This is a genomic window from Pseudoxanthomonas taiwanensis (genome assembly GCF_010093135.1).
Taxonomy (GTDB): Bacteria; Pseudomonadota; Gammaproteobacteria; order Xanthomonadales; family Xanthomonadaceae; genus Pseudoxanthomonas; species Pseudoxanthomonas taiwanensis.
In genome coordinates this window covers 1-10820 of the sequence record NZ_PDWK01000080.1, presented here as the reverse complement: position 1 = coordinate 10820, position 10820 = coordinate 1, and the positions used below count along the sequence as shown (strand labels likewise).

Here is a 10820-nt window from a genome sequence, read left to right as displayed (position 1 = left end):
TCGGCCTCGGCACGGGCCTCGGCCTCGCCGCGGCCCCGGCTGCGCAGCCGCCGGCCCCGGCGGTGGCCGCCAGCGTGCAGGCCATGGGCGCCGACCAGTTGCGCGAGGCCGCCACCCAGGCCCTGCGCGAGAACCGCATGTACGCCCCGGCCGGCGACAACGCCATGGAGTACTACCTGGCCCTGCGCGACAAGCTCCCCGACGACCCGGCGGTGGCCAGCGCGCTGACCGACCTGATGCCCTACACCGTCATCGCCGCCGAGCTGGCGGTCAGCCGCGAGCAGTTCGACGAGGCCCAGCGCCTGGTCGCCCTGCTGGAGAAGGCCGATCCGGCCGCGCCGGCGCTGCCGCGCATCCGCCAGAGCATCGCCGCCGGCCAGCAGGCGGTGGCCCAGCGCAGCGGGGCCGGGGCCCGCCGTGCCCGCGCCGAGGCCGAGGCCCGTGCCGAGGCCGAACGCCAGCGCCCGCCCCAGCAGCAGCAGGCCGAGGCCGAGGCGGCCCGCCGCCTGGCCCAGGAACAGGAAGCCGCCCGCCTGGAGGCGCAGCGCCGCGAGGCCGAGCGCCTGGCGGCCGAGGCCGCCGCGCGCGAGGCCGCGCAGCAGCAGGCGGCCCAGCCGCCGGCCGCGCCGGCCACCCCGGCCCAGCGTCCGCTGCGCCCGATCAGCATGCCGCCGCCGCGCTACCCGCCGGACGCGCTGCGCTCGGGCGCCTCGGGCGAGGTGCTGGTGGAGTTCACCGTCGGCACCGACGGCACCGTGACCGAGGCCCGCGTGCTGCGTGCCACTCCGGCCCGCATCTTCGACCGCGAGGCGCTGGCCGCGGTGCGCCGCTGGCGCTTCGAACCGGTGCCGGCGCCGATCACCACCCGCCGCACCCTGGTGTTCACGCCGGGCGGCTGAGCCCTGCGGCCACGCGACGGAAAAGGGCCCGGCATCCGCCGGGCCCTTCCTTTTCCGTCGTCGCCGCCGTCAGGCGGAGATGGCCAGCTTCTCCTGGCGGTAGCGCCAGACCGCCAGCACCCACAGCAGCAGCGCCAGCGCCAGCGAGGCGGCCAGGTACACCCCCCACTGTTCCGGCGAAGGCACCTCGCCGCGGGTGATCTTCACGATCATCTGGTTCTGCGCCAGGAACGGCACGGCGTACTGCCACAGTGCGGTGTCCTTGATCGGATAGGCCATCAGCGCGTAGGCCGGCAGCAGCGGCAGCAGCATCAGCCAGATCATGTGGCCCTGCGCCTCCTTCATGCTTTTGGCGCTGGCCGCCAGGCAGGTCAGCAGCGCGGTGCCGATCAGCACCAGCGGCAGCAGGATCAGGACCAGCCGGGCGATGGCGGCCATGCTCACGTCCAGGGTCCGCGCCGAGGGCGTCAGGCCGGCGCTGAGCTTGAACGAGACCAGGATCAGCAGCATCGAGGCCAGACCGATGGCGGCCGCGGCCAGCATCTTGCCGCTGACCAGGGCCCCGCGCGCGGCGGGGGTGGCCAGCAGCGGCTCCAGCGACTGCCGCTCGCGCTCGCCGGCGGTGGCGTCCATGGCCAGGTGCGAGCCGCCGATGAAGGCGAACAGGGTCATGATCAGCGGCAGCAGGAACGACAGCACCAGGCCGCGCTTGGCCTCCGGCGTGGCCAGGTCGCGCGTGCCCAGGCTCACCGGCGCCATCACCGCCGGGTCGATGCCGCGCGCCAGCAGGCGCAGCGAGCCCACGGTCTGGCTGTACTGCGCCAGCGCCTTCTGCACGCGCGCCACCGGCACCTCGGCGGTGCGCCGGGTGGTGTCGGCGACCAGCTCGACCTCGGCCGGGCGGCCGGCGCGCCAGTCCTCGGCGTAGCGTTCGCCGACCACCAGCGCCAGGTCCTCTTGCTGGGCGAGGATGCGCGCCTCGATGTCCTCCGGCGCGGGCCTGGCGTGGATGCCCAGGCCGCGCAGGTAGGCCATCAGGTTGGGCGCACGCTCCATGCCCACCACCGGCAGCTCCAGCGGCTTCTCCAGCTGTGTGATCATGCGCGCCTCGCTCAGCGCGCCCAGGCCGAGGAACAGCGCCGGGTACAGCAGCGGGCCGGTGAGCAGGGTCAGCAGGAAGGTGCGGCGGTCGCGGGCGAAGTCGCGCAGCTCCTTCCACATCACGGTCCAGATGGCACTCAGGGTTCCCGCGCGGTTCATGCCTGCAGGCCCTCCTCGCTGCCGATCAGTTTCACGAATGCATCCTCCAGGTTGGGCTCGCCGGCCGCCACGCGCAGCTCATCGGTGGTGCCCTGCGCCACCACCCGGCCGTGGGCGATGATCACGATGCGGTCGCACAGCGCCGCCACCTCCTGCATGATGTGGCTGGAGAAGATCACGCAGCGGCCCTCCTCGCGCAGCTCGCGCAGGAAGCCGCGCAGGCCGCGGGTGGTCATCACGTCCAGGCCGTTGGTCGGCTCGTCCAGGATCACGTTCTTCGGGTCGTGGACCAGGGCGCGGGCGATCGCGGTCTTGGTGCGCTGGCCCTGGCTGAAGCCCTCGGTGGCGCGGTCGAGGAAGTCCTCCATCTGCAGCGCGGCGGCCAGGCGCGCGGTGCGCTCGGCGATGGCCGCCCTGTCCATGCCGTGCAGGCGGCCGAAGTACTCGATGTTCTCGCGCGCGGTCAGGCGCTTGTACACGCCGCGCGCGTCCGGCAGCACGCCCAGGCTGCGGCGCACCCGTTCCGGCTCGGCGGCCGCGTCCACGCCGTCCACCAGCACCCGCCCGCTTTCCGGCTTCATCAGCGTGTAGAGCATGCGCAGCGTGGTGGTCTTGCCGGCGCCGTTGGGGCCGAGCAGGCCGGTGATCTGGCCGTCATGGGCGGTGAAGCCCACCTCGTCCACGGCGATCACGCGGGATTTGTCCTTGCCCTTGCCGGGAAAGGTCTTGCGAAGTCGTTCGGCGACGATCATCGATGCGTTCCTTGTGTGGCTGCGCCGCTCAGGGCTCCCAGCCGTTGAAGCCAGTGAACGGCGGGGGGTAGGCCAGGTCGTCCAGGCAGGCGCCGTCGAGCGCCCCGGCGTCGGCCTGCTCGACGAACTGGGCCAGCAGCCTGGGCGTGCAGCCGGCGCCGACCACGTTGTGGCCCTGGCCGCGCAGCACGAACAGCCGGCCGTTGGGCAGGTGGCCGACCACCTCCTCGCCGTAGCGCGGCGGGGTCACCGGGTCGAACTCGCCGGCCAGCACCAGCGCCGGCACTTCGGTGGCCAGCGGCTGGCGGAAGTCCGCCGGCACCTCGCCGCGTGGCCAGGCCCGGCACATGGCCGCCAGCGCCAGCGGCATCTGGTTGCCCAGCACGGTGCCCTCGTCCTCGGCGCGGGCGACCATGCTGTCGGCGTCCTCGCTGCACACCACCGACATGTGCATGCCCATGGCCATCGAGTGCTGCAGCTGCGAGCGCAGCAGCATGGCCAGGGCCATCAGGTTCTCGTGGCGCCCGCCGGCGGCCTCGTGCAGCAGCTTGGGCAGCAGCGCCGAGGCGGCCGGCAGGTAGGCGTACATGCGCACCAGGCCGGCAACGGTGGCGGCGGTGAGCTGGCCCTCGGCCGGCTCGCCGGTGGTCGCGTCGCGGTAGCGCACCGTGGCTGGCGCCTGGCGCAGGCGGGCCAGCAGCGTGTCCAGCGCCTGGCGCGGGTCGCCGAGGCGGTCGCGGCAGGCCGGCTCCTTCCCGCACAGCGAGAACTGCAGCGCCAGCGCGTCGTCCAGGTTGCGGGCGAAGATGTTGCCCAGACCCAGGGTGTTGGGCACCGGCGAGTCGAGCACGATGGCGCGGGTGTGCTGCGGATGGCGCATGGCGTACTGCTGGGCCACGCGCGTGCCGTAGCTGACGCCGACGAGGTTGACCTGGTCCACGCCCAGGGCCTGGCGCACCGCCTCCAGGTCGGCCACCGCATCGGTGGTGGTGTAGCGGCGCAGGTCGGCCTTCTCCGCCAGGGCCTGCGCACAGGCGGCCGCGGCGGCCTCCATCGCCGCCTCGCCTGTTTCGACCAGATCTTCCTCGGGCACGTCGCAGGCCAGCAGGTTGGAGCCGCCGGTGCCGCGCTGGTCGACCAGGATCACGTGGCGCTGCTTGCGCACCTCGGCGAAGGCCGGATCCAGGGCCGGATAGGTGTCCACCGCCGACTGGCCCGGCCCGCCGGCCAGGAAGAACACCGGATCAGGCGCCACATCGTCGCGCCGGGCCGGCACCCAGGCGATGCGCAGGCCGATGCGGCGTCCGTCGGACCGGTCGCGGTCCTCGGGCACCTCCAGGGTGGTGCAGTACGCCTCCAGGCTGATGCGGCTGCCCGGCGGGCGCAGGGTGCACGCGCTGAACTCCAGCGAGCCGTAGCGGTGCACGGGGGCGGTGGCGGCCGGCACCGGCGCCTCCGCACCCTGGGTTTCGGCCGGCGGCCGGCGTTGCCAGGCTTGCCAGCCCAGTACGCCGGCCACCAGGACGGTGGCCAGTATCAGGCGGTTCTTGCGTGACATCCTCGTTTCGTGCTCCTTGGGAGGGTCAGGATTCTTCTTCGTACAGGAACACCGCCTCGATCGCGGTGCCGAACAGCCGTGCGATGCGGAACGCCAGTGGCAGGCTCGGATCGTATCTGCCGGTTTCCAGGGCGTTGACCGTCTGCCGGGACACGCCCAGCAGTTCGGCCAGCTGTCCCTGCGACCAGCCGCGTTCCTCGCGCAGTTCGCGCAGCCGGTTGTTCATGCGTACCGCCGGCGCAGCACCGTGCGTACCACCAGCATGGTGGCGGTGGCGAGCCAGCTTACGACGTACACCACGCGCGGCCCGTCCCAGGCCACCAGACCCAGGTTGAGAGCCATCATGATCAGGGGCAGGCTTGCGAACACGATGCCCCCGGTCCAGGCCAGGATGGACAGCTCCATGGCGCGCTCCAGCTCGTCGCACTCGCGCAGGAAGCGCCCGTACAGCAGGCACATCCAGGCGAAGGGCAGGATGACCAGCAACGACAGCAGCAGGCGCGTGGACTGCGATGCGTCCGGTCCGCCCCAGCGGGCGCGCACCAGTACAGTGACCAGCATCAGGGCCATGGAAGCGATCAAGCGTCGGTGCATGCGCTTCATGGCCGGACTCATGCCATGAGAGCCGGGAAGCTGGAGTTTCGTGAGCCTCATAGGTAACGCCTCGCAACGAACAGCCTGGCCAGGCCATAGCCGACGCACAGCGCGGGGAACACGAACAGCATTGCGGGCGCCGCGGGCACGGCGATCAGGCCGGCGCTCTGCAGGAAACCGAGGGTCATGTACAGCACGGCGGTGGCCCCGGCGCCGATGGCGATGGATTCCAGCTCGATGCGCCGCTGCATCTCGTCCGAGTCGCGCACGTAGCGCGCCACCGCGCGCATCGCCAGGCCGATCAGCAGCGCAGGCAGCAGCGCCACCGGCACGCGCAGGGCCGGCAGCTCCACCGCGCGCACCATCCGCATCCAGAGCAGCATCACCACCACGTAGGCGGCCATCGGCAGCAGGAACTCGCGGTAGTAGCGCCGGGCCAGCGCCGGCGGGGCACAGTCGTGGACATCGCCGGGCGTGAACCAGAACAGCACCGCGGCGAACAGCAGGCCGCAGCCCATCCCCGCCAGCAGCCCGGGCAGGTGGCCGGCCGAGCCGGCCGCCCGCGCGGCGACCGCCGCCGCACCGAACAGCGGCAGGGCCAGCAGGCCGAGGATCAGGCCCAGGCGGCGGGAACTGTTCATGAGGGTTCCGTGTGTCAAGGGAACTTGACAGGCATGCTGCCGTGGGCCGGCGCGGGTGTCAAGCATCCTTTACATGCCCCCGGGGCGCGACCGCGTGGTGCGGACGCCCGCGCCGCGGCGGGCGGACCGCCGCGGCAGGCGGGTCGCGCAGGCCGGACGGCCTACTTGGTGCTGATGTACTTCTCGCGGCGGATGTGCGCCGGCGACAGCCCGAAGCCGCGGAACGCCTCGAAGCAGGCGTCCACCATGTCGGGGTTGCCGCACAGGTAGGCGATGTCGCCGGCCGGATCCGGGGCCAGCTCGGCCAGGTGCTGCTGCACGTAGCCCTGGCGCACGTCGGCGTGTTCGTGCGCCGAACCGGCCTCGGGCAGCTGCCGCGACAGGCACGGCATGTAGCGGAAGCGCGGATGGGCCGCGGCGAAGGCGCGGAACTCCCCGCCATAGAGCAGCTCGGCCGGCGTGCGCGCGCCCTGCAGCAGCACCACCTCCACGCCGCGCTCGTCCATCAGCCGTGCCAGCACCGGCAGCATCGAGCGGTACGGGGTCACGCCGGTGCCGGTGGCCACGAGGATGTAGCGGCGGTTGCGGTCGCCGGGCTGCAGGCAGAAGCGCCCGTACGGGCCGCTGGCCTGGATGCGGTCGCCGGGGCGCAGGCCCTCGAACAGCGCGGTGGCCGCGCCACCGGGCACGTAGCTGACCGCGATCTCCACCGCCTCGCCGGGGCCGAGGGCATGGTCGTGCACGGTGGCCAGCGAATAGCTGCGCCTGGCCGGGGTGCCGTCGGCGTACTGGAAGTGCACCTGGATGAACTGGCCGGGCACGAAGTCCAGCGGCTGGCCGTCGTCGCGCGCCAGCACGTAGTGGCCGATGGAAGGCGCCAGCATGCGGCGTTCGACGAGGCGGAGCGGGAAGTGGGCGGGCAAGGCGTTCGGTATCCGCAACAGTGTGTCACCGGGGCCGGGCCCGGGCCGCACCTATAATAGCGGCAGCTCCGAGCATGCGCCCTGCAGGCGCAAAGGCCCCCATGAGTCCCTCCACACCCGAGGCAACGGTCCCCGCGTTGCGCGTGCGCGACCTGCGCAAGACCTACGACAACGGCGTGCAGGCCCTCAAGGGCGTGTCGCTGGACGTGATGCCGGGCGACTTCTTCGCCCTGCTCGGCCCCAACGGGGCCGGCAAGTCCACCCTGATCGGCATCGTCAGCTCTCTGGTGAACCTGACCTCCGGCTCGGTCGAGGTGTTCGGCACCGACCTGGTCACCCGCCGCAGCGAGGCCATGCGCCTGCTCGGCCTGGTGCCGCAGGAGATCAACTTCAACCTGTTCGAGCAGCCGTTCGAGATCCTGGTCAACTACGCCGGCTTCTACGGCATCCCGCGCGAGGAGGCCGAGGCCCGCGCCGAGGCCGAGCTGCGCCGCGCCCACCTGTGGGACAAGGCCAGGGTGATGAGCCGCACCCTGTCCGGCGGCATGAAGCGCCGGCTGATGATCGCGCGGGCCATGATGACCCGGCCGCGCCTGCTGATCCTGGACGAGCCCACCGCCGGCGTGGACATCGAGATCCGCCGCGACATGTGGCGCGCCCTGCGCGAGATCAACGCCGCCGGCACGACCATCATCCTCACCACGCACTACCTGGAGGAAGCCGAGAGCCTGTGCCGCAACCTGGCCATCATCGACCGCGGCACCATCGTCGAGCAGGGGCCGATGCGCGCGCTGCTGGCCAAGCTGGACGTGGAGGGCTTCCTGCTGGACATCGACGGCCAGCTGCCGGCCACCCTGCCGGTGGTCGAGGGCGCCACCCTGGTGGCGGCCGACCGCCAGACCCTGGACCTGGACATGCCGCGGGCGATGGACCTCAACCGCGTGTTCGCCGCCCTGGACGCGGCCGGCATCCGCGTGCGCTCCATGCGCACCAAGAGCAACCGCCTGGAGGAACTGTTCGTGCGCCTGACCGGCCAGTCGAGGGAGGCCGCATGAGCCGGATCCCCGTTTCCGCCCCCGACCGCCTCCAGGCGCGCAGCGACACGGCGCGCAACTGGACCGCGCTGGCCACCATCGTCCGCCGCGAGGTGCGCCGCATCCTGCGCATCTGGGGCCAGACCCTGGTGCCGCCGGCCATCACCATGACCCTGTACTTCCTGATCTTCGGCGGCCTGATCGGCTCGCGGATCGGGACCATGGGCGGCTACAGCTACATGGAGTTCATCGTCCCCGGCCTGGTGATGATGAGCGTGATCCAGAACAGCTACGGCAACATCTCCTCCTCGTTCTTCGGCGCCAAGTTCGGCCGCCACGTCGAGGAGCTGCTGGTCAGCCCCATGCCCAACTGGGTGATCCTGGGCGGCTACGTGGCCGGCGCCGTGCTGCGCGGGCTGATGGTGGGCGCGATCGTGCTGGGCATCGCCATGTGCTTCACCACCGTGCGCATCCCCCACCCGCTGGTGACCCTGAGCACGGTGCTGCTGGGCGCGACCATCTTCTCCCTGGCCGGCTTCGTCAACGCGGTCTACGCCCGCAAGTTCGACGACATCGCCATCGTCCCGACCTTCATCCTCACCCCGCTGACCTACCTGGGTGGCGTGTTCTACTCGGTCACGCTGCTGCCGCCGTGGGCGGAGGCGGCCACCCACGCCAACCCGATCTTCTACATGGTCAACGCCTTCCGCTACGGCCTGCTGGGCACCTCGGACGTGCCGCTGTGGGTGGCCTACGTGCTGATGCTGGCCTTCGTGGCGGTGCTGTCGGCCGTCTCGCTGTGGCTGCTGCGCCGCGGCGTGGGCCTGCGGAGCTGAGGCCATGCGCGTGCTCGTGCTCGGCGCCGGCGGCACCGGCGGCTACTTCGGCGGGCGCCTTGCCCAGTCCGGCGCGGACGTGACCTTCCTGGTGCGCCCGGCGCGCGCGGCGCAGCTGGCCCGCGACGGCCTGCGCATCCGCAGCCCGCTGGGCGATGCCGACCTCAGGGTCGAATGGACCACCGCCGAGGCGCTGCCCGCGCTGGCCGCGCAGCGGCCCTTCGACCTGGTGCTGCTGGCCTGCAAGGCCTACGACCTGGACAGCGCCATCGAGGCGGTGACCCCGGCCGTGGGCCCGGCCACCACCGTGCTGCCGATCCTCAACGGCCTGCGCCATTACCCGGTGCTGGATGCGCGCTTCGGCCGCGAACGCGTGCTGGGCGGGCTGTGCTTCATCAGCGTCAGCAAGGCTGCCGACGGCGCCATCGTCCACCATGCCCGCCCGGCCTCGCTCACTTTCGGCGAGCGCGACGGCGGTGGCAGCGGACGGGTGCGGGGTTTGGCCGCGCTGTGCGAACGGGCCGGCATCGAGCACCACGCGGTGGAGGACATCGCCCGCGCGCAGTGGACCAAGTTCTCGTTCCTGGCCGCGCTGGCGGCCGGCACCTGCCTGATGCGCGGCAGCGTCGGCCGCATCGCCTCCGCCGAGGGCGGCGCCGCGTTCATGCGCGCGCTGTACGCCGAATGCCTGGCGGTGGCCGCCGCCGCCGGCCAGCCCATCCCCGGCCCGGCCCAGGCCGACGCCCTGGCCCAGCTGACCGACGCCCGGTCCACGCTCAAGGCCTCGATGCTGCGCGACCTGGAAGCCGGCGGCCCGGTGGAGGCGGCGCACATCGTCGGTGACATGTGGCAGCGCGCCCGGCAGGCCGGCCACGCCGCCCCGCTGCTGCAGGCGGCCTGGGTGCACCTGCAGGTGTACCTGGCCGGCCGCGCCGGCCAGGCCCCGCGCTGACGCCCGTTCCGGCCCGGCCGCGCTAAGCTTCGGCCGTCTCCCGGGGAAGGGGGTGGCATGGGGCAGGAGTGCGAGGAGATCACCGGGCTGCTGGCGCGCGCCCGCAACGGCGAGCGCCAGCCTCTGGCCGAGGTGTTCCAGGCGTTGTACGCGGAGCTGCACCGCATCGCCGTGGCGCGGGTGGGCGGCAGCGGGGCCACGATCACGCCCACGGTCCTGGTCAACGAGCTGTACCTGCGCCTGGCCAGCGGCGGCCTGCCGGAGCTGGCCGACCGCCGCCACTTCTTCGTCGCCGCCGCCCAGGCCATGCGCTGGATCCTGGTGGACCACGCGCGCCGCGCCGCCGCCGACAAGCGCGGCGGCGGCCTGGCCGGCATCACTCTGGACGAGGGCCTGGTGGACGGGGCCGACGCCGACACCCGCATCCTGGCCCTGCACGAGGGCCTGGAGGCGCTGGAGCAGATCGACCCGCAGCGCCGCCAGGTCGTCGAGCTGCGCTACTTCGCCGGCATGGGCTTCGCCGAGATCGCCGAGCTGCTGGGCTGCTCGGAACGGACCGCCAAGCGCGAGTGGGAGCGCGCCCGCGCCTTCCTCCACACGCTGCTGCAGCCATGACTGGCACGGCCGGGTCCCGGATTGCGTATGCGGTTCGGGAGCGTCGGCCGGGCGATGGCGTCCGCCGGGATCGTTCCCGGTCATCCGGAGAGACGGACATGAAACGGAAAGCGACAAGCTGGATCGTGGCGGTGGGCCTGGCCGTGCCGTTCGCGGCGCTGGCGCAGAAGCCGGCCACGGCGGCGGCGGACGAGGCCGCCGCCGGGCGCGGCCAGGCCGGCAAGACCCGGGTCGGCGTGATCGGCGAGGACCGCCCGCAGGCGCGGGTGGGCGTCATTGGCGAGGATCGTCCGCAGGCGGTCCGGACCGGCACGGCCGGCACCACCCTCACCCCCGGCACCCAGGGCTACACCCCCGAGAAGCTGCCGGGCAAGATCGATCCCAAGGGCCCGGACAAGCTGGGCGCGTCCGGCGCGGCAGCGCCCCTGGGCCAGGTGGCCATGGATCCCAAGGAGAAGGAGCCGCCGCCGAAGGACGAGCCCAAGGACCCCAAGGGCCCGGACAAGCTGGGCACGGCGCTGCAGCGCGAAGCGGCCGTGGGCATCCGGCCGGCCGACCGGGCCCTGCCCGCGCAAAGCCGCGCCGGCCAGCAGGCCACCCGCGCGGCCGGCCAGGCCACCCGGCCCTAGCAGCCTGTTGAAATTCGACCCGGCGAAGCCCCCGACTCGGTCGGCAGCGCGGATTTCTCGCTGCTCAAGCGCTCCGCAAGCGCGTCCCGCGCTCTGAAACAAGCCCGCTTTCGGACTTCCAGGCGCA

Annotated in this window: 13 protein-coding genes; 6 read left to right on the top strand and 7 right to left on the bottom strand. The window is 72.8% G+C overall.

The window, feature by feature from the left end:
- Positions 1-899 (top strand): energy transducer TonB (locus CR938_RS12570; RefSeq protein WP_162125342.1); only part of this gene is annotated, 899 nt, incomplete at its 5' end.
- Between the two features lie 69 nt (positions 900-968).
- Here CR938_RS12570 and CR938_RS12565 read toward each other — a convergent pair.
- From CR938_RS12565 to CR938_RS12535, 7 genes are all read right to left on the bottom strand, one after another.
- Complete coding sequence (locus CR938_RS12565; protein WP_162125341.1) at positions 969-2159, bottom strand: ABC transporter permease; 1191 nt, start codon at positions 2157-2159, stop codon at positions 969-971.
- Positions 2156-2911, bottom strand: a complete 756-nt coding sequence (locus CR938_RS12560) for an ABC transporter ATP-binding protein (protein ID WP_162125340.1) — start codon at positions 2909-2911, stop codon at positions 2156-2158. The genes CR938_RS12565 and CR938_RS12560 overlap by 4 nt, the downstream gene beginning before the upstream one ends.
- Before the next feature lie 28 nt (positions 2912-2939).
- Positions 2940-4469 carry an alpha/beta fold hydrolase gene (locus CR938_RS12555; RefSeq protein ID WP_162125339.1) on the bottom strand — a complete coding sequence of 510 codons (1530 nt, stop codon included), beginning with the start codon at positions 4467-4469 and terminating at the stop codon, positions 2940-2942.
- A gap of 25 nt (positions 4470-4494) precedes the next feature.
- On the bottom strand, positions 4495-4695 hold the full coding sequence (locus tag CR938_RS12550) for a helix-turn-helix transcriptional regulator (protein ID WP_162125338.1): 201 nt from the start codon (positions 4693-4695) through the stop codon (positions 4495-4497).
- The gene (locus CR938_RS12545; RefSeq protein ID WP_162125337.1) at positions 4692-5063 is read right to left on the bottom strand and encodes a hypothetical protein; all 372 of its coding nucleotides are present in this window, start codon (positions 5061-5063) and stop codon (positions 4692-4694) included. Before CR938_RS12545 ends, CR938_RS12550 begins: the two co-directional genes overlap by 4 nt.
- A 56-nt stretch (positions 5064-5119) precedes the next feature.
- Positions 5120-5704, bottom strand: coding sequence for a hypothetical protein (locus tag CR938_RS12540; protein ID WP_162125336.1), 585 nt, complete (start codon positions 5702-5704; stop codon positions 5120-5122).
- A gap of 161 nt (positions 5705-5865) precedes the next feature.
- On the bottom strand, positions 5866-6588 hold the full coding sequence (locus CR938_RS12535) for a ferredoxin--NADP reductase (RefSeq protein WP_246191089.1): 723 nt from the start codon (positions 6586-6588) through the stop codon (positions 5866-5868).
- Positions 6589-6728: 140 nt separating this feature from the next.
- On the opposite strand from CR938_RS12535, the gene CR938_RS12530 reads away from it, so the two are divergent.
- The 5 genes from CR938_RS12530 (at position 6729) to CR938_RS12510 (ending at position 10693) form a co-directional block, all read left to right on the top strand.
- Positions 6729-7682: an ABC transporter ATP-binding protein gene (locus CR938_RS12530; RefSeq protein WP_162125334.1), complete on the top strand. Its 954-nt coding sequence runs from the start codon at positions 6729-6731 to the stop codon at positions 7680-7682.
- Complete coding sequence (locus CR938_RS12525) at positions 7679-8497, top strand: ABC transporter permease (protein WP_162125333.1); 819 nt, start codon at positions 7679-7681, stop codon at positions 8495-8497. Before CR938_RS12530 ends, CR938_RS12525 begins: the two co-directional genes overlap by 4 nt.
- 4 nt (positions 8498-8501) lie before the next feature.
- Positions 8502-9449 carry a 2-dehydropantoate 2-reductase gene (gene panE, locus CR938_RS12520; protein WP_028914279.1) on the top strand — a complete coding sequence of 316 codons (948 nt, stop codon included), beginning with the start codon at positions 8502-8504 and terminating at the stop codon, positions 9447-9449.
- 57 nt (positions 9450-9506) lie between these two features.
- A complete protein-coding gene (locus CR938_RS12515) occupies positions 9507-10064 on the top strand; it encodes an ECF-type sigma factor (protein WP_037034161.1) in 558 nt (185 codons plus the stop codon).
- Between the two features lie 98 nt (positions 10065-10162).
- Entirely contained in the window at positions 10163-10693 is a 531-nt protein-coding gene (locus CR938_RS12510; protein WP_162125332.1) for a hypothetical protein, read from the top strand.
- Positions 10694-10820: the final 127 nt, after the last annotated feature.

Excerpts from the sequence above, each read along its gene's own strand:
- CR938_RS12565 (WP_162125341.1), bottom strand. The coding sequence starts at position 2,159 with ATGAACCGCGCGGGAACCCTGAGTGCCATCTGGACCGTGATGTGGAAG.
- CR938_RS12560 (WP_162125340.1), bottom strand. The coding sequence starts at position 2,911 with ATGATCGTCGCCGAACGACTTCGCAAGACCTTTCCCGGCAAGGGCAAG.
- CR938_RS12555 (WP_162125339.1), bottom strand. The coding sequence starts at position 4,469 with ATGTCACGCAAGAACCGCCTGATACTGGCCACCGTCCTGGTGGCCGGC.
- CR938_RS12550 (WP_162125338.1), bottom strand. The coding sequence starts at position 4,695 with ATGAACAACCGGCTGCGCGAACTGCGCGAGGAACGCGGCTGGTCGCAG.
- CR938_RS12545 (WP_162125337.1), bottom strand. The coding sequence starts at position 5,063 with ATGCACCGACGCTTGATCGCTTCCATGGCCCTGATGCTGGTCACTGTA.
- CR938_RS12540 (WP_162125336.1), bottom strand. The coding sequence starts at position 5,704 with ATGAACAGTTCCCGCCGCCTGGGCCTGATCCTCGGCCTGCTGGCCCTG.
- CR938_RS12535 (WP_246191089.1), bottom strand. The coding sequence starts at position 6,588 with ATGCTGGCGCCTTCCATCGGCCACTACGTGCTGGCGCGCGACGACGGC.
- CR938_RS12530 (WP_162125334.1), top strand. The coding sequence starts at position 6,729 with ATGAGTCCCTCCACACCCGAGGCAACGGTCCCCGCGTTGCGCGTGCGC.
- CR938_RS12525 (WP_162125333.1), top strand. The coding sequence starts at position 7,679 with ATGAGCCGGATCCCCGTTTCCGCCCCCGACCGCCTCCAGGCGCGCAGC.
- panE (WP_028914279.1), top strand. The coding sequence starts at position 8,502 with ATGCGCGTGCTCGTGCTCGGCGCCGGCGGCACCGGCGGCTACTTCGGC.
- CR938_RS12515 (WP_037034161.1), top strand. The coding sequence starts at position 9,507 with ATGGGGCAGGAGTGCGAGGAGATCACCGGGCTGCTGGCGCGCGCCCGC.
- CR938_RS12510 (WP_162125332.1), top strand. The coding sequence starts at position 10,163 with ATGAAACGGAAAGCGACAAGCTGGATCGTGGCGGTGGGCCTGGCCGTG.